General features: G+C 64.3%; 13 protein-coding genes. 8 read left to right on the forward strand and 5 right to left on the reverse strand.

Annotated elements, in window-relative coordinates; translation table 11 throughout:
• Window position 1 precedes the first annotated feature (1 nt).
• The 5 genes from bcsZ to BG60_RS13455 all read left to right on the forward strand — a co-directional run bounded on the left by bcsZ (window position 2) and on the right by BG60_RS13455 (window position 10,029).
• Entirely contained in the window at window positions 2-1,144 is a 1,143-nt protein-coding gene (gene bcsZ / locus BG60_RS13435; RefSeq protein WP_034471838.1) for a cellulose synthase complex periplasmic endoglucanase BcsZ, read from the forward strand.
• Complete coding sequence (locus BG60_RS13440) at window positions 1,138-5,643, forward strand: cellulose synthase subunit BcsC-related outer membrane protein (protein ID WP_034471841.1); 4,506 nt, start codon at window positions 1,138-1,140, stop codon at window positions 5,641-5,643. Before bcsZ ends, BG60_RS13440 begins: the two co-directional genes overlap by 7 nt.
• Before the next feature lie 70 nt (window positions 5,644-5,713).
• The gene (locus BG60_RS13445) at window positions 5,714-6,667 is read left to right on the forward strand and encodes a LysR family transcriptional regulator (protein WP_008353643.1); all 954 of its coding nucleotides are present in this window, start codon (window positions 5,714-5,716) and stop codon (window positions 6,665-6,667) included.
• Window positions 6,668-7,068: 401 nt separating this feature from the next.
• A complete protein-coding gene (locus BG60_RS13450) occupies window positions 7,069-9,282 on the forward strand; it encodes a TonB-dependent receptor (RefSeq protein ID WP_008353644.1) in 2,214 nt (737 codons plus the stop codon).
• A gap of 63 nt (window positions 9,283-9,345) precedes the next feature.
• Window positions 9,346-10,029 carry a Fe2+-dependent dioxygenase gene (locus BG60_RS13455; protein WP_008353646.1) on the forward strand — a complete coding sequence of 228 codons (684 nt, stop codon included), beginning with the start codon at window positions 9,346-9,348 and terminating at the stop codon, window positions 10,027-10,029.
• A gap of 1 nt (window position 10,030) precedes the next feature.
• On the opposite strand, the gene BG60_RS13460 is transcribed toward BG60_RS13455, so the two are convergent.
• Together BG60_RS13460 and BG60_RS39940 are read right to left on the reverse strand one after the other, a co-directional pair.
• On the reverse strand, window positions 10,031-10,990 hold the full coding sequence (locus BG60_RS13460) for a LysR family transcriptional regulator (RefSeq protein ID WP_033537142.1): 960 nt from the start codon (window positions 10,988-10,990) through the stop codon (window positions 10,031-10,033).
• 27 nt (window positions 10,991-11,017) lie between these two features.
• A complete protein-coding gene (locus BG60_RS39940) occupies window positions 11,018-11,152 on the reverse strand; it encodes a hypothetical protein (RefSeq protein WP_277621790.1) in 135 nt (44 codons plus the stop codon).
• Between BG60_RS39940 and BG60_RS13465 the strand changes: the two genes are divergently transcribed.
• The 3 genes from BG60_RS13465 (at window position 11,151) to BG60_RS13475 (ending at window position 15,448) form a co-directional block, all read left to right on the forward strand.
• On the forward strand, window positions 11,151-13,202 hold the full coding sequence (locus BG60_RS13465; RefSeq protein WP_008353650.1) for an FUSC family protein: 2,052 nt from the start codon (window positions 11,151-11,153) through the stop codon (window positions 13,200-13,202). The two genes, BG60_RS39940 and BG60_RS13465, sit on opposite strands and share 2 nt — an antisense overlap.
• Before the next feature lie 269 nt (window positions 13,203-13,471).
• Window positions 13,472-14,968 carry an acetyl-CoA hydrolase/transferase family protein gene (locus BG60_RS13470; RefSeq protein ID WP_008353652.1) on the forward strand — a complete coding sequence of 499 codons (1,497 nt, stop codon included), beginning with the start codon at window positions 13,472-13,474 and terminating at the stop codon, window positions 14,966-14,968.
• A gap of 123 nt (window positions 14,969-15,091) precedes the next feature.
• Window positions 15,092-15,448, forward strand: coding sequence for a host attachment protein (locus BG60_RS13475; protein WP_008353653.1), 357 nt, complete (start codon window positions 15,092-15,094; stop codon window positions 15,446-15,448).
• A gap of 51 nt (window positions 15,449-15,499) precedes the next feature.
• Here BG60_RS13475 and BG60_RS13480 read toward each other — a convergent pair whose 3' ends face one another.
• From BG60_RS13480 to BG60_RS13490, 3 genes are all read right to left on the reverse strand, one after another.
• Entirely contained in the window at window positions 15,500-16,888 is a 1,389-nt protein-coding gene (locus tag BG60_RS13480) for an FAD-binding oxidoreductase (RefSeq protein ID WP_033537143.1), read from the reverse strand.
• Window positions 16,889-17,296: 408 nt separating this feature from the next.
• Window positions 17,297-17,971, reverse strand: coding sequence for a DUF799 domain-containing protein (locus BG60_RS13485; RefSeq protein ID WP_008353655.1), 675 nt, complete (start codon window positions 17,969-17,971; stop codon window positions 17,297-17,299).
• Between the two features lie 9 nt (window positions 17,972-17,980).
• The gene (locus BG60_RS13490; protein ID WP_008353656.1) at window positions 17,981-18,343 is read right to left on the reverse strand and encodes a DUF4810 domain-containing protein; all 363 of its coding nucleotides are present in this window, start codon (window positions 18,341-18,343) and stop codon (window positions 17,981-17,983) included.
• Window positions 18,344-18,361: the final 18 nt, after the last annotated feature.

An 18,361-nucleotide genomic window follows, 5' to 3' on the forward strand; every position in this document is an offset into this window, starting at 1 on the left:
TATGCGGGTATCGACCGCCAAGATTTTCGCTGGTGCAACGATTGCCGCGTCCGTGACGGGCGCAAACGCGGCGCAGCAATGCGACTGGTCCGCGTATCGGCTGTTCGTGGAGCGCGTCGTTCAGGCCGATGGCCGCGTGATCGACCGTTCGACCGAAGCGCAGCAGACGACCTCCGAAGGCCAGTCCTACGCGCTGTTCTTCGCGCTCGTCGCCAACGACCGCGCGACCTTCGACCGGGTGCTCGGCTGGACGCGCACGAACTTGTCGGCCAATCAGTTCGATTCGAATAACGTGCGTCTGCCCGCATGGCAATGGGGCAAGAAACCGGACGGCTCGTTCGGCGTGATGGACCCGAATTCGGCGTCGGACTCGGATGTGTGGATCGCGTACGACCTCTTCCAGGCCGGTCGCCTGTGGAAGGAACCGGCGTACACGAAGCTCGGCTACGCGCTCGCGACGCAGATCGTGAAGCAGGAAACCGTCGACCTGCCCGGCCTCGGACCGATGCTTCTTCCCGGTCCGCAAGGCTTTCGCATCGGCGACGTGACGCGGCTGAATCCGAGCTATCTGCCGCTGCCGGTTTTGCGCGGGCTCGCGCACGACATGCCCGACGGCCCGTGGACGAAGCTCGCGCAGAGCGCCGCGAAAACGATCAAGGTGACGTCGCCGCGCGGCTACGCGCCGGACTGGGCCGCGTATCAGAACGGCCGGTTCGTCGTCGATCCGAAGAACGGCGATGTCGGCAGCTACGACGCGATCCGCGTCTATCTGTGGGCCGGCATGACGTCGCCGGGCGATCCGCTCGCGCGTCCGTGGCTCGATGCGCTCGGCGGCATGCGCCAGAGCGTCGCGCAGGCGGGCTTTCCGCCGGAAAAGGTCAACGTGACGACCGGCGCGGCGACGGGCGAAGGTCCGCTGTCTTACTGGGCCGCGCTCGCGCCGTACTTCAAGGCGCTCAACGACGACCGCGGCCTGGGCCTCGCGCGCGCGCATCTCGAAGCGCTGACCGCGCCGCCGGGCGCGGGACGCGAGCCGGTCTATTACGATCGCGTGCTCGGTCTCTTTGGCGGCGGTTTCATCGACGGTCGATATCGCTTCGATGAAAACGGCCGTCTCGTGCCGAACTGGAGAAGCGCATGCTGATCCAGACCAGAAAACGCGTGATCGCGGCGCTGATCTGCGCCGCACCGGCGATGGCCTTCGCGCAGGCCGCCGCCGATCCGCTGAACGTGCTCATCGATCAAGGCAAATACTGGCAGGCGCACAAGCGCGGCGATCTCGCGGAACAGGCGTGGCAGAAGGTGCTGCGCATCAATCCGAAGCAGCCCGATGCGCTTTTCGGCATGGGCATGGTGCTCGCCGATCGCAAGGACGGCAGCGGCGCGCAGCAGTATCTCGCGCAGTTGCGCCAGGTCGCGCCGAGTTATCCGAACATCGATGAACTCGGCCGGCGGCTTGGCGAAACCAGTTCGCGCGATCAGACCGTGAACGACGCGCGGCGTCTCGCGCAAAGCGGACAAAGCGCGTCGGCGGTGCAGGAATACAAGCGCGCGATCGACGGCAAGCCCGCGACGCCCGGACTTCAGCTGGAGTATTACCAGGCGCTCGCCGCCACGCCGCAAGGCTGGGACGAAGCGCGGCGCGGCCTCGAACAACTGGCGCGCGAGAATCCAGACGAGCCGCGCTATCAGCTCGCCTATGCGCAGCATCTGACGTATCGCGATACGACGCGGCGCGACGGCATCGCGCGGCTCGCGAAGCTGTCGGGCGACAGCGCTGTGGGCGCCGACGCGAAAAAAAGCTGGCGGCAGGCGCTCTTGTGGCTCGGCGCGCGCGCATCGGATGCGCCGCTTTATCAGGCGTATCTGCAAGTCGCGCCCGATGACGCCGCCGTCAAAGCGCGCTTCGATTCGATGGTGCAGCAGGACAAGTCGGCACGCGAGCGCTCGCAGGCCGACGCCGCCGTCGATGCGCGCGGACGGACCGTCGCGGAAGGTTTCACCGCGCTCGATCGCGGCGATCTCGTGACGGCGCGCGCGCGTTTTTCGTCGGTGCTGGCGAGCAATCCGAACGACGCCGATGCGCTCGGCGGCATGGGCGTCGCGTCGTTGAAGCAGGAGCGTTTTTCCGAAGCGCGCACGTATCTCGAACGCGCGTCGCGGGCCGGCAATGCGGCGCGCTGGAAAGACGCGCTCACGAGCGCGACCTACTGGACCTATACGAGCGATGCCATCGGCGCGCGCAGCAACGGCCAGATCGCGCAAGCGAAGGCGCTGTTCGAACGCGCGATCGCAACCGATCCGTCCGAAGTCACCGCGCAAGTGCTGCTCGGCGAAATGCTGCTCGCGAACGGCGACCCGCGCGGCGCGGAAGCGGCGTATCGCATGGCGCTGCGCCGCCAGGCCGACAATCCCGATGCGATTCGCGGACTCGTCGGCGCACTGGCCGCGCAAGGGCGCGGCGACGAAGCGCTCGAGTTCGCCAATCGGCTGAACACGGAACAGCAGGCGAAGGCCGGCGGCATCAACAAGCTGCGCGGCGAAGCGCAGGCGGCACAGGCGCGCGCGGCGGAAGCACGCGGCGATCTCGGTGCGGCGCGCAGTCTCTTCGAAGACGCGCTGCTCAACAATCCCGACGATCCGTGGCTGCGGCTCGATCTCGCGCGCATCTACGTCCGTCAGGGCGCGGTCGGCAATGCGCGCAGCATGATGGACGGCCTGCTCGCCACGCATCCCGACATGACCGACGCGCTCTACGCGAGCGCGCTGCTCTCCGCCGAAACGCAGGACTGGCCGGCCGGGCTCGCGCAACTCGACCGCATTCCGGCCGCGCAACGCACGCCGGCGATGACCGCGTTGCAACATCGCCTGTGGGTGCATCAGCAGGCCGATCTCGCGACGCGCGCCGCTACGTCCGGTCAGCGTCAGCAGGCGTTCGCGATTCTGCGCCGCGCGGAACCCGTTGCGGCGGGCAATGCGGAACTGATGGGCGCGGTGGCATCGGCCTACGTCAAGGCGGGCGATCCGGCGCGGGCGTTGTCGCTCGTGCGCGGCGCCATCGCCAATGCGCCGAACGATACCGGTCTTCTGCTGCAATACGCGGGCATTCTGTCGGCGACGCAGCAGGAAGCCGAGCTCGGCTCGGTGATGCGCCGTCTGCAATCGATGCCGCTCACGACGCAGCAGCGCGCGGACTTCAACAATCTGAACGTGGGCATCGTCATCGCGCGTGCGGATGTCGTGCGCCGGCAAGGCGATCTCGCCGCCGCCTACGACGTGATCGCGCCGTGGCTCGCCGCGATGCCCGACAACGCCGACCTGCAGGCGGCGCTCGGCCGCATGTACACATCGGCGGGCGATGACCGCAACGCGCTCTCGTGCTATCAAAAAGCGCTGTCGCGCCGTCCGGACGATATCGGCTTGCAGACGGCGGCGATGTCGGCGGCGAGCGGCGTGCGCGATTTCAAGCTCGCTCAGACCTACGCGAATCAGGCGTACGAAGCCGCGCCGAACGATCCGGGCGTGCTCGCCGCGATCGGCCGGATGTATCGCGCGCAAGGCAAGCTCGATCTCGCCGCGCAGTTCCTGCAACGCTCGCTCGTCGCCGCGAATACGCCCGCGCCGGCGGCGTCGGCGCAGGGACGCGGCAATGTCCCGCCCGGCTGGGAAACCGCGATGAGCCGTGTCGGCTTGAATCCGCTGCCCGGCACCAATCCGTTCGAAGGCAAGACGGCCGTCGATACGGCGTCGAACCCGGCGCTCGCATCGGACGCGTCTTATCGTCAGGCCCTTCCTCAAGGTTATTCGCAGCCCGTGCCGAACTATCTGCCGCCTCCTCAGCCCGCGCCGTATTCCGTGCCTTACGTCGCGCCGTCCTCCGCTCCGATGACGATGCCCAACGCCGCGCCGCGCCCGGTGCCGAGCGGCGGCTACGGACCCGACGCGTATGGCTCGGGTCAATCGGGCGCGCCGTTGCAGCCGTATCCGGGACAGGATGGCGGGTATCAGCCGGCTTATACGCAGCCGCAGCAGTATCAACCGCAGCCGTATCAGCAGCAGCCTTACGCCGCGCAGGATCCGTATGCCGAGCCCTGGCCGATGTCGCCCGGCGCGCGCGAGGCGCAAGCCAATGCGTACAACGCGCCGCTGCCCGCCAGCTCGAAGAAAAAGCCGGCGTCATCGCCCAAGACCGCGACGACGCGTCCCGCCGATCCGTACGCCTACGGCGCGCCGCCGCCGCAGCAGCAGCCTTATTACCAGCAGCCGCAACAGTACGCGCCGCAGCCATACGCGCCGCCGCAGTACGCGCAGCAGCAGTACATCCCGCAGCCGCCCGCGGGCTACGCGCAGCCTTATTACCCGTCGCAGGCGCAACCCGCGCAGCGCGCCGCCGCAGCCGCGACGATGAGCACGGGCGGCGTTCCCGCGCCGGTCGCGAATTCGCAGACGGCGGGCGTCGCGGAGGAACTCGCGCAGATCAATCGCGAGCAGGCGAGCACGATTTCCGGCGGCCTCATCTTCCGCAGCCGCGACGGCGAGGACGGCCTCTCGAACCTGACCGATATCGAAGCGCCCATCGAAGGCCGCATCAAGGCCGGCAACGGCCACGTCATCGTGCGCGCGACGCCCGTCACGCTCGACGCCGGCACCGCGAGCAGCGAGCCGAACACGCTCGCGCGCTTCGGCTCCGGCCTCGGCGCGACCGCCACGCCGCCGACCAACAACTACGGCTCGCAGACGGCGACGGGCGTCGGGCTCTCGCTCGGCTACGAGAACCGCAACTTCAAGGGCGATGTCGGCACGACGCCGCTCGGCTTTCGCGAGACCAATGTCGTCGGCGGATTGCAGTATCAGAACGCGATCACCGACAAGGTGTCGTATTCGCTCGCCGTCGCCCGCCGCGCCGTCACCGACAGCCTGCTTTCGTACGCCGGCGCGCGCGATCAGGGCGCGAACCTCGAATGGGGCGGCGTGACATCGACGGGCGCGCGCGCCGACCTCGGCTGGGACGACGGCACGAGCGGCGTCTACGTGAACGCGGCGTATCAGTTCCTCGACGGCAATCAGGTCGCGACCAACAACGCGGTGAAGGGCGGCGGCGGCATCTACACGCGTCTCATCAAGGATGCCGACCAGACGCTGACCGTCGGCGCCAACACCACGCTGATGCACTACGACAAGAACCTGTCGTACTTCACGTATGGCCAAGGCGGCTACTTCAGCCCGCAGCAGTACGTGATCCTGAACTTCCCGGTCGAATACATGGGACGCACGGGGCTTTTCACGTACGACCTGAAGGGTTCGATCGGCGTGCAGCATTATCGGCAGGACGCGTCGGACTATTTCCCGACGAACGGCACGTATCAGGCGCGAGCCGCGAGTTCCGGCGCGACGCCGGATGCGGGCGCGATCTATCCCGGCCAGAGCAAGACGGGCGTGTCGTATTCGCTCAGCGCGACGGGCGAATACCAGCTCGCGCCACAACTCGCGTTCGGCGCGACGGCATCGTTCGGCAACGCGTATCAGTATCGCGAGTGGCTCGCCGCCGTTTATGTGCGCTACAGCTTCACGCGTCAGGGCGGCGCGCAGCCGGTGTTTCCGCCGCAGGCGTTCAGCTCGCCGTATCTGTCGCTGTCGAACTGATGTTCTTGCGCGTGCGCCGCGCTTGCGGCTAGGCTTGATCCACTGCCGCAAGCGGGCCAACATCGTTCGAATGAAAACGCAAAGCGCGCTCGTCGCGAACAACGACCAATTCCTGCGCGACTTGCAGTTGTTCTGCATCGTCGCGCGGCGTTCGAGCTTCATCGCCGCCGCGACCGAGACCGGCATCTCGCCGGCGCACGTCAGCAAGCGCATTGCGATGCTGGAGACGAGTCTCGGCGTCAGGCTCTTCACGCGCACGACGCGCCGCGTGTCCATCACGAGCGACGGCGAAGCGGCGTTCCAATGGACGCAAAAGATTCTCGACGACGTCCAGGGCATGGCCGACGCCTTCGCCGGCCTCGACGATCCGCGCGGCGTCTTGCGGATCGGCACGAGTCTGCGGCTCGGGCGCGAGCATGTTTCGCCCGCGCTCACCTTGCTACGGCGTCGCCATCCGGGGCTGGAAATCTGGCTCGAACTGCTCGACCGGCGCGTCGATCTCGTCGGCGAGAACTTCGATATCGACATTCGCGTCGGCGAAGTGCTGGAGCCGCATCTGATCGCGCACAAGATCGTCGACAGTTTTCGCGTGCTCGCCGCCGCGCCCGCGTATCTCGAACGGCGCGGCACGCCTAGAACGCTGGCCGAACTGGCGCATCACGATTGCCTGCTGTTTCGCGGGCGCGATCAGCGTTTCGGCGTCTGGCGGCTCGCCGGGCCGAACGGCGAGGAAAGCGTCAAAGTGACCGGGCCGATTGCTTCGAACCACAGCGACATCGTGCGGCAGTGGGCCGAGGAAGGTTTCGGCATCGTGATGTGCTCGATCTGGGACGCCGCCGGCAGTCTTCAAAACGGCCGTCTCGTGCCCGTTCTGCCGGCTTATCGGCAGCGCGCGGACGTGTGGGCGGTGACGTCGGCGCGCTCGTCGCATTCGGCGAAGATTCGCGTGTGCATCGAGTTTCTCAGACAGCAATTGACGAGCGGACCTTACTCGCTCGTTACATCGGGCGTCGCGGGGTTCTGAAGCGCTTCGTCGTAGCGTCGTTCTTCATCGCCTGCTGCTCGCCCGCTCGATCCCGTCCAGCAAGCCTTCAGCGGCGCCGCCCAAGCGCCAAAGCCAACCTTACATAATCTTACGTTGCGCCACCGTCACAAAAAGGGGCAAAAAGACCCGTCGCGAAACTAGGATATTTCCAAATGTTTCTGAGACATGTAATGATACTGATTCGCATTTAACATGATCGCGCCGATAGGTTGACTCAATGAAGCCCGTCGAGCGCGACGTGCGCTCTCAGGGCGCCGCCGCCGGTTCTTTCTCGACGACGTCGCCCGCCTTCGCCTCGATCTCGGATCGGTCAACGTCGGCAGTCGAAAACCCGCTTCGCTGCCGATTTGAATTTCACTAACAAGCATCGGGAAAACGACATGTTGAGAAAGACGCCGCTTGCTGCGGCATTGGTGACTATTGCCGCCGTGCCCATGGCCGCGCCGCTTTACGCCCAGACCGCACCGCAATCCGCACAAGCCGCACCGCAAGACACGCCCCCCGCCGCCGCACCCGAAACCGCGACCCTGCCCGCCGTCAAGGTGACGGGTCAGGCCGACGCGCCCGACTTCCAGCCGGAGATGTCGAGCGTCGGCGCAAAGGTGCCGACCGCCCTGCGCGACATTCCGCAAGCCGTCGTCGTGGTGCCGAAGGCGGTGCTGCAATCGCAGGCCGTGAGCTCATTCTCCGATGCGCTGCGCAACGTGCCCGGCGTCACGCTCGGCGCGGCCGAAGGCGGCCAGATCGGCAATAACATCAACCTGCGCGGCTTCTCGGCGCGCACCGACATCTATCTCGACGGCTTCCGCGATCGCGGCCAGTACTATCGCGATACGTTCAATCTGGAATCGATCGACGTGCTGTACGGGCCGTCGTCGCTGTACTTCGGGCGCGGTTCGACGGGCGGCGTCATCAATCAGGTCAGCAAGCAGCCGACGCTGAATCCGCGCGCCGATGTCTCGCTGCAAGCCGGCACGCACGACCGCTATCGCACGACGGTCGATATCAATCAGCCGATGACGGATACCTCCGCGTTCCGCATCAACGCGTTCGGCCAGTCGATGGGCTCGACGCGCGACGAGATGATCAACAAGGACTACGGCATCGCGCCCGAAGTGAAATTCGGCATCGGCACGCCGACGCAGGTGACGTTGTCGGCGCTGATCCAGCACAACCGCGATCAGCCCGACTACGGCATTCCGCCGTTGAACGGCCATCCCGCGCCCGTCGATACGAAGACCTTCTACGGCTTCACCGACGACCGCACGATTCAGGATGTGCAGACGGTTAACGCGCGCATCGAACATCGCTTCGACGACATGTTCACGCTGCGCAACCAGACGCAGTTCAGCCACTACAGCACCGAAGCGCGCGCGACCAACGCGGCGGCCGTGCTGACGGGCCCGCTCGGCACGTCGCCCGCGCTCTCGAACGGCAATTACACGACGCTGCCGCTCTCGTCGCTCTTCGTGCGTCTGCAAGGCAAGGACCGCACCATCAACGATCACTCGGTCTACAACACGACCGACGTTCAAGGCAAGTTCGCGACCGGCCCCTTGAAGCACGACATGCTCGCGGGCGTCGATCTGAGTCACGAAACGTATAGCAACCAGACCTTCACGGCGACCACGCCGGGTCTGCCGTCGAACACGCTCGCCATCGTGCCGCTCGTGGATCCGGCGTATGTGCCGCGTCCGGCGAACTATCGCGAAGTGGCGACCAATCTCGCGGAGTCGAGCGCGAACGGCATCGGCGTCTATTTGAACGACACCATCTCGATCGGCGAGCACTGGAAGTGGATCGGCGGCGTGCGCTGGGACCGCTATGAAGCGGCGATCAACAACTCGATCAATCAGCCCGGTTACGCGACGCAGACGAACTATTTCACGAGCGTGCGCACAGGCGTCGTATGGCAGCCAACGGACTGGCAGTCGTACTACGTCTCTTACGGCACGTCGTTCGATCCGTCGCTCGAAGCGCTCACGCTCACCAACGGCCAGCAAAACCTGCCGCCCGAGCACAACAAGTCCTATGAAATCGGCTCGAAGTGGGATCTGCTGAACGGCGGCCTGTCGATCACGCAATCGCTCTTCAACATCGAGAAGACCAATGCGCGCACGCTCGCTTCGGACGGCAGCTATTCACTCGATGGCGACGTGCGCGTGCGCGGCTATCAGCTCGGCATCGCCGGCCACATCACGCGGCAATGGCAGATGTTCGGCGGCTACACGTACATGGATGGCACCATCCTGAAGGCATTCGACGGCACGCAAGGCAACACGCCCGCCAACACGCCGAAGCACATGTTGACGCTGTGGACGACGTACGACTTCACGCCCGTATGGCAGATCGGCGGCGGGCCTTCGTATGTATCGTCGCGCTACGCGGCGAACAACAATCTCGTTCAAGCGGGCGGCTACGTGCGCTGGGACGCGATGGCCGCATATCATCAGAAGCGCTACGATATCCAGTTCAACGTGCAGAACCTGTTCGACAAGAAGTACTACGACGCCCTGATTCCGTCCGATGGCGGACGCGCGGTGCCGGGTCTCGGCCGCACGTTCATCGCGACGTTGAATTACCGCTTCCGTTGATGTGATGTGATGCGAATGCGCGCGCCATGCGACTCATGGCGCGCGCTCGCGAAGGCAATAACAATGATCCTCTCGATACCGAACGTGCTCTCCCCCGAGGACGCCGCCGCAATGCGCGCGCGTCTCGAAGCAAGCGACTCATGGGTCGATGGCCGCGCGACCGCGGGCTATCAGGGCGCGCCGGTCAAGCGCAACATGCAGATCGCGGAAGGCTCGCCGATCGCGCTCGAACTCGGCGACGCGCTCGTCGGCGTGCTGGAGCGTCATCCGCTTTTCATCAGCGCGGTGCTGCCCAATCGCGTGTATCCGCCGCTTTTCAATCGCTATGAAGGCGGCATGCATTTCGGCAGTCATGTCGATGGCGCGATCCGCATCGTGCCGGGGCATGGCGCGCGCGTGCGTACCGATGTATCGATCACGCTCTTTCTCACGCCGCCCGACGAATACGACGGCGGCGAGCTCATCATCGAAGACACGTACGGCGTGCAGGAAGTGAAGCTGCCCGCGGGACATGCGATCGTCTATCCCGCGACGAGCCTGCATCAGGTGCGGCCCGTCACGCGCGGCGCACGCGTGTCGAGTTTCTTCTGGGCGCAAAGCCTCGTGCGCGACGATGCGCAACGCGCGCTGCTCTTCGATCTCGACAACTCCATTCAACGCCTGAATGCGACCAACGGCGACGAAAGCGCGAAACGCACGCTCGTCGGCTGCTATCACAACCTGTTGCGCATGTGGAGCGATACGTGATTCACGCGGCGCGCAGAACCTTCGATGGCGTTCGGCCCACTTCCGCGAGCAACGCTTCATCGCGCGCGATCACGTCGGGAAGATGCGCGCGCAGGAATTCGACCCACGTACGCGTCTTCGCATCGACGAACTTGCGCGACGCATAGAGCGCATAGAGATTCGTGCGCTGCAGCGTGTGCTGCGGCAGCACGCGCACGAGCGAGCCATTGCGCAAGCCTTCGATCGCAGCATAGAGCGGCAACATGCCGATGCCCATGCCTTCGCGAATCGCGACGACGAGCGATTCCGCGATGTTCACCTGCACCGTTCCGCTGATCTGCATCGTCTCGCGGCCTTCCGGCCCTTCGAGCGTCCACTCGCGCGCGGGAAACGCGGGCGTCTGCAGCGTGAGGCAATCGTGTTGCGCGAGATCGGCGGGCACGTCGGGCGCGCCGCGCGAACGTATGTATTCCGGCGACGCGCACAGAATGCTGAAGGTCTCGCCCAGCTTGTGCGAAATCACTTCAGAATCCGACAGCGCGCCCGCCGACACCACCGCTACGTCGCTGCTGCCTTCGAAGAGATCGGGCATGCGCTGCGATAGCGTGAGTTCGACTTTCACATCGGGATAGAGCGCGCGATATCGCGCGATCGCAGGCAATATGTAATGTTGTCCGACGCTCGCGAAACTGGACATGCGCAACGTGCCCGTCGGATGCTCATACGCGCAGCTTGCTTCTTCTTCGGCGCCGTCGATATCGGCGAGAATCTGCCGCACGCGCTTCAGATAACGCTCGCCCGCCGATGTCAGCGCGAGACGCCGCGTGGAGCGGTTCATCAGGCGCGTGCGCAAATGGGCTTCGAGTTCGGATACGGCGCGCGACATCGCGCCGGTCGTCGAGTTCATCGACTGAGCCGCAGCCGTGAAGCTGCCGGCTTCGATCACGCGAGTGAAAACCCGCATGTTCTGTAGGGTGTCCATCAAACCGTCACATTCACTTCGGAAGCGCTATTGTCCGCCTTGGCGCGCGATCGATTGTTGTTGAATCAGGAAAGAATGTTCCCTGATTTGCACATTAATCCGCCCGGTCCGCTTGCCTACAATCGGCGCCTTCATGACGAGAGGACTATCGGCGGTCAGCATGTCGCTCCAGCAAGCACGCCTGTCGATGCGCGACTGGCTCGTCACCGATGGCCACGTCTGGCTGCATCTCGCAAAGACCTTGCTGGCCGCGTTCATCGCGATGAGCATCGCGATGCGGCTGGAATTGCCGCAGCCGCGCGTCGCGATGACGACCACCTTCGTCCTGATGCAGCCGTTCTCCGGCATGGTGCTCGCGAAGAGCGTCTATCGTTTCGCGGGCACGGCGCTCGGCATGATCGCCGCGCTCGCGCTCGGCGCCGTGTTCGTGCAACAGCCCGAGCTCCATGCGCTCGCGCTGACGATATGGGTCGCGGCGTGCACCGCGCTCGCCGTGCGTTACCGGCACTTTCGCTGGTATGGCTTCGTGCTCGCGGGCTATACGGCTGCGCTGATCGGCATTCCCGCCGTCACCGATCCGAACAGCCTGCTCATCGCAACGCTCACGCGCGGTGCGGAAGTGATGCTCGGCATCGTGTGTTCGAGCGTGGTGAGCGCGCTCGTGTTTCCGCGTCATGCGAGCGCGACGCTCACGCAGTCGCTCGATGCGCGCCGGATGCGTTTCGCCGCATTCGCCGCCGACGTATTGCGCGGACGTCTTTCGCGTATCGCGCGCGAACGCCGCTTCGCCGATTTCGTCGATGAGATCGTCGGCTTCGAAGCGACGCGTGGTTTCGCCACGTATGAGTCGCCCGCGATGCGTCAGGGCAACGGCAAGCTGGCGCAACTGAACAGCGCCTTCATGGACGCGTGCGCGCGCCTGCATGCGCTCGATCAATCGATGAAGCGCCTGCGCGCGAGCGATGCACTCGCGCCCTTCTTCGAAGAGCTTGCGCAGAACTTCGAAAGCGAAGCGCTGAAGGAACATCTGGAGCGCTACAAAGCGACGCTGCCGAAACGCCTGCGCGATGCACAACGCGCGCTCCCTCACACCGATCACGCGACGCAACTCGATTTCACGACATCGGCGGAGCTGCTGTATCGCTTCATCGCCGATACGATTCGCTATCTGTCGATTCCGAACCATCGCGCGGCGCCGCGATACGACGCGCGGACCAGCCGCTTCGTCGTCGTCGCGACCTTCATGCGTACAGGCATCGTGATCGCGGCGACGGCCTGGTTCTGGATCGTGACGGCGTGGCCGAGCGGAGGCTACGCCGTCATCGGCGCGACGCTCGCGTGCGCGTTGTCGTCGGCATTGGCGCGGCCTTCGAAATTCATCGCGCAGATGGCCGCGGGTGCGGCGCTCGCGATCGTCATCGGATATGCATATCTGTGTCGCGTGTATCCGGCGATCGACGGCCTGGCGCTCCTGTGCGCGATGCTCGCGCCGCCGCTCGCGGCAGGCGCTTTTCTCGCGATGCGTCCGTCGAGCGCGGGCTATGGCATCGGCTTCTGCGTGTTCTTCTGCCTGCTCGCCGCGCCCGACAATCGCATCGTCTACGATCCGGGCCTGTTGCTGAACAACGGCGTTGCCGTTCTCGTCGCGATGCTCGGCGCGGCCATCGCGTGCGCGGTCATCGTGCCGCCACGCACGCGTTGGCTCGTCGGCAAGACGCTCGCGCAATTGCGCGCGCAAGCGGCGCTCGCATGCGAAGGCAAGCTCGCGGGACTCGGCGAGCGCTTCCATTCGGGCACGCACGATCTGATGTCGCAATTGCGCGCCTTGCTCACGCGACGCTCGCGTGAACATCGGCATGCGCTTTTGTGGATGCTCGTCACGCTCGAAGTCGGACAAGCGATGATCGATCTTCGGCGCGACTCCCGCGCGCTGCATACGGCGTGCATTCCCGATGCATTGCGCATCGCGTGGAGCACGTCGCTCGCGCGTGTGTTGCGCGATATCGCCGTGCTGTTCCGCACGCCGGATAGCCGGACGCTGCGTCGCGCGATAGCTTCGGTCGTCGCGTCGATCGTGATCGCAGAAGACATGCTCGAACGCACGCGCGACGAACGCAGCAGGCGGCGCGAGGTGCAGCGCGTGCTCGCGTGCCTGCACTTCGTCCGCACGGCGCTGGTGGATCCGGATGCGCCCTTCGACGCGCATCGCTGAACGCATCCTTCCTCGCCATGCAAAGCTGACTTCCTGGTCCGGCGATTAATCCACGGCGTCGCGCGTCTTATAGTCGAATCGATTTTTCGCCAGCGCGCTCTTTTGCCGCACTTTCATGGCGCGTGCGAACGCGCTTGCGTGCATCGATTTGGACAAAGCGCAATGTCGCACGGCATTGGAACAATGTCTTTCAACGTTGCGATTTCGACGGCAAACCGCGCTACCTATAATCGCCTTCGGTTAAACGAAGCTCTTGAAGATAGACGTCGATGTACGAAGATCGTATTCGCTGTGCCGCGTTGCGCGGAAAAATCACCACGGCCGCCGAAGCGGCTCAACTCGTTCGCGACGGCATGATCGTCGGCGCAAGCGGCTTTACGCGCGCGGGTGACGCGAAAGCCGTGCCGCTCGAAATCGCGCGCCGCGCCCGCGAGGAAGACGAACCGTTGCGTATCACGCTCATGACGGGCGCATCGCTCGGTCATGACACGGACCGCATCCTGACCGAAGCCGGTGCGATTGCGCGACGCCTGCCGTTTCAGGTCGACACGACCTTGCGCCGCGCGATCAACCGCGGCGACGTAATGTTCGTCGATCAACACCTGTCGGAGACGGTCGAACTGCTGCGCGCGAATCGCCTCGGCAAGCTCGACCTCGCGATCGTCGAAGCAGCCGCGATCACCGAGAGCGGCGGCATCGTGCCGACGACCTCGGTCGGCAATACCGCGAGCTTCGCGATCCTCGCCGAACGCGTGATCGTCGAGATCAATCTGGCGCAGCCGCTCTCGCTCGAAGGCCTGCACGACATCTGGATTCCCGAGCGCCGTCCCGCGCGCGAAGCGCTGCCGATCGTGCGCCCGCATGACCGGATCGGCGCGGCCGCCATCGAGATTCCGATCGAGAAGATCGCCGCGATCGTCATCACCGACAAGCCGGACAGCGCATCCACCGTGTTGCCCGCCGACCAGGACACGGCGTTGATCGCCGGTCATCTCATCGAGTTCTTTCAGCATGAAGTCTCGCGCGGGCGTCTGCCGAAACAGTTGCCGCCGTTGCAGGCCGGCATCGGCACCATTGCGAACGCTGTGCTGTCGGGGTTCGCGGCGTCGCCGTTCGAAGCGCTGACGATCTATTCCGAAGTGCTGCAAGACTCGACCTTCGATCTGCTCGACTCAGGCAAGGCGACGTTCGCATCGGGCGCGTCGATCACGCTGTCCGCGCAACGGCAGGAGAAAGTGTTCAACGAGATCGAACGCTATCGCGACCGGCTCGTGCTGCGGCCGCAGGAAGTGAGCAATCATCCTGAAGTGATTCGGCGCCTCGGTCTCATCGCGATCAACACGGCGCTCGAAGCCGACATCTACGGCAACGTGAATTCGACGCACGTCGGCGGCACGCACATGATGAACGGCATCGGCGGCTCGGGCGACTTCGCGCGCAATGCGGCGTATGCGGTGTTCGCGACGAAATCGATCGCGAAGGACGGCCGTATCTCGAGCATCGTGCCGATGGTGCCCCATTGCGACCACAACGAGCACGATGTCGATATCGTCGTGACTGAACGCGGGCTCGCCAACCTCACCGGCCTCGCGCCACGCGAACGCGCGATGAGCGTGATCGAGCACTGCGCGCATCCGCTCTATCGCGATCTTTTGCGCGACTATTACCGCGATGCAGCAGCGCTCGGCGGACATACGCCGCATCGCCTCGATCAGGCGTTTTCGTTCCACACGCGCTTCGCAGCGAGCGGTTCGATGCTGCCTTGATGCACATTCGCGCGCGCGTTGCTGCGCCGCGAAAACGAATGCGGGGCGACAACGAAGCCGCTAAACGAAGATTAGGCGCACAATGGCGGGAGCCCGCTTGGGCTGGCGAACAGGAGGAGCATCATGACCGCCATCACCTGGGTTCTCGCCGCCGACGGCAGCCGTGCCCGGATCTTCGAAACGCAGGGATTGAAGCTGGATTTGCGGCAAGTCGAGGACCTCAGGAACCCCGCGCCGCGCGCGACCGAAACGGCAGAAATGGATCGTGAGAAGTTCGCGCGGACCGTCGCGGATTATCTCGAACGGAGCCGCTTGCATCAACGATTCGACCGGCTGCGTCTCGCGGTCGAGCCAAAATTTTTGGGCCTCTTGCGTCAATATCTGAGCGTCGAAACGCTCAAACTCGTCTATGAAGAAGCCGATAACGACGCGTCGAGGTTCGGCACGCGCGATATCGGCCGTCAACTGAACCGGCCCTGAACGACGCTTGCGGTGCGTCGTGTTTCATCGCGAAACACGACGCACCTGCCGTCACGCCGCCGGCGTGATGTTCTGATTGCTGCGGAACAGGTTATCCGGATCGTAGCGCCGCTTCACTTCGGCGAGCCGCTCGTAATTCGGACCATACGCCGCTCTCACACGGTCTCCTTCTTCTCCCGTCATGAAGTTCACGTAGACGCTGCCGATTGCATGCGGCGTCATCGCGGAGAACATGTCGCGCGCCCACTTCGTGCACTTCTCGTCGTCCGCGGCCTCGCTCCAGCGGCCGTGAATGTTGATCGTGTAGATCGAATCGCGATTCGCATAAGCGGTTGCATCGACCGGCACGCGATTCGTCTGGCCGCCCATCGCGCCGATGAAGACCTCGCACTGCGTCGACGGAAGCGACTTCACCGCATTCGTCAGGATGTCGAAGGTTGCGTCGTTCAGACTCGCGAAGTTGTGCGATTTCCAGTAGTTGCGCTCACCCGGCGTGAGCAGCGGATCGAATGCCTTCTGCCATGCTGCGAACGGCATCGCGCCGAGATGTTCGCCATAGGGCGCGCCGAAGCTGCGTACGGGCGCGAGCGCCCTTTCGCCGTTTTCGACCGGGCCGACATAGCAACTCGCCAACACGACCACGGGCTTGCCGTGCGCGTCCTCGGGAAGAAACGGCAGCGGCGGCGCGAGACGCAGCACGGCCCACACGGTGAGCTCGTCGGGACATTGCGCGACGAACTCGCGATACTTCGGCAGAACCTCATTCGCCTGTTCGAGCGGAAAGACGACGAGGCCGCCGTATATCTGCGGACCGACTTCATGCAGCTGATATTCGAAGAGCGTCACGACGCCGAAGTTGCCGCCGCCGCCGCGCAATGCCCAGAAGAGATCGGGCTCGCTGTCCGCGCTCACGCGGCGCCAGGTGCCGTCGGCCGTGACGATCTCCGCTGCGACGAGATTGTCGACTGTCACGCCGAACTTGCGGCTGATCCAGCCGAAGCCGCCACCGAGCGTGAGACCGGCGACGCCCGTCGTCGAGTTGATGCCGAGCGGTGTCGCGAGGCCGAATGCCTGCGCTTCGTGATCGAAGTCGGAGAGCAGCGCGCCGGGCTCGACATAGCCGCGCTTCGCTTGCGGATCGATACGCACGGACTTCAGCGCGGAGAGATCGATCATCAAGGCGTCGTCGCTGACTGCGCTGCCCGCGATGTTGTGCGATCCGCCGCGAATCGAAACGAGTACGCCCTGCTCGCGCGCGAACGCTAGCGCGGCGATGACGTCAGCCGCGCCGGCGCAACGCACGATGAGCGCGGGGCGCCTGTCGATAGTCGCGTTCCAGACCTTGCGCGCTTCGTCGTAATCGGAATCCGACGGTGTGATGAGCCTGCCTCGCACCGACGCCTTGAGGGTGTCGATCGCTTCGCCTGAAATGTTGCTCATTGTGAGACCTCGCTGCTATATGAAGCGCCGCGACGTGTCCGACCCTGCCAGTTGGTACGCGAAAGCGCAAGGAACCCGCCATCGGATCGTGCGTGGCATGTCGATCGGATGCACGTCGGAGAAATCACGAGAACGGGGATGAATTGCAACAAGCGGACGCTTCGGCCCGCCTGTTGATTTAATGCCTTGATTTACGCGATGTAAAGTGCCCGAGCAGTTAAATCGTGCATGCGATCTAGCATGTATCGGACAAAGTTGCCGATGCGGCGAGCGAGTGGATACAGTGCTTCATGGCTTTGCTGTGTATTCCTTATTTAACGATCATCTATTAAGGAAACGACGGTTTAATCGGCGAAAAAAAACGCGCCGATGATTCGGCGCGTTGTCGCTTCTCGCGTTATGTCCCGGTCAGTCCGTTCCGTATTTCGGCGAGCGTGGCCCATACAGCAGACCGTTCGATCCACCCGTTGCCAGCAAGCGCTGACTAGTGAGTCCCGCAACGGCCCATGACTTGTCGCTGGTGACATTCACGACATGCGTGACAGCAGCTTGCGCAAGCGCGCCAATGAGACCGGACCCGACGCTCACGTTCGTGCCGACCTCGTTGCCATTCGCCGTGGCCGAACCGCTCCAAAGCGTTTCGCCTGAGCGCAGATCGACGAGCTTCGCCGCGGCCGTGACCTGAGTCGTGCTCGCGACCACTTGATACGACGAGCCGTATGCGGTGATCTTCGTGTACAACGCTGCGTCCGCGCCGAAAATGCTGCGCAGCTTCGCCGCCGAAACGTCCTGAATGTCGTTTGCAGTCGTCAGACCGTTGTGCCTGAAGGTCTCTTCCATCTCGGCGACCGGCACGACGTAGTAACCGCCCTCGGCGAGCGGCATCGTCATCTGGGACAGCATGCCGTAGGTCGCGCCGACATCCTTCGAGTCGTTGACAGGCGGAAGAACGAGAATCGAACGCGGCTTGCTGTTGCGGAACGCCGTGTAGTCCGTCTGGCTCGGCGAGCGCGAAGCGCATGCGGTCATCGTCAAGAGGATCGACAGCACCGCGATGAGTTTGCGGGAAATATTGAAAGTCATGGTCGGTGCTTACTGAAGTTTGCTCAACAGAAAATCCATATACGTAGACGACTCGGGAAAGCGCTCCTTTTCCTCGGTCAATTGCTGACGAGCCTCGGCGCCCTTGCCCACGGTCGCGTACAACATGCCGAGATGCGCGCGAAAGCCCGGAGGCAATGTCTTGTCCTTTGCGAAGACCTTCTCGCGGGCCGCTTCGAGTGCGGCGATCTGGTCGGACGGACTCGTTTGTCCCTTGAAGTATTCGTAGACCTGCGGCTGATAGCCGTCCCATTGATAAAGCGACGTGGTCTGTGTTGCGCAACCCGTCAGCAGCGAGCACGCCACCGCGACCGGCAGCGCGAAGCCGGTCAGTTTGTGAATCTTGACGATCATGTTGTTGTTCGGATGAAA

Origin of the sequence: Caballeronia zhejiangensis, assembly GCF_000698575.1 — a bacterium.
GTDB classification, from domain to species: domain Bacteria; phylum Pseudomonadota; class Gammaproteobacteria; order Burkholderiales; family Burkholderiaceae; genus Caballeronia; species Caballeronia zhejiangensis.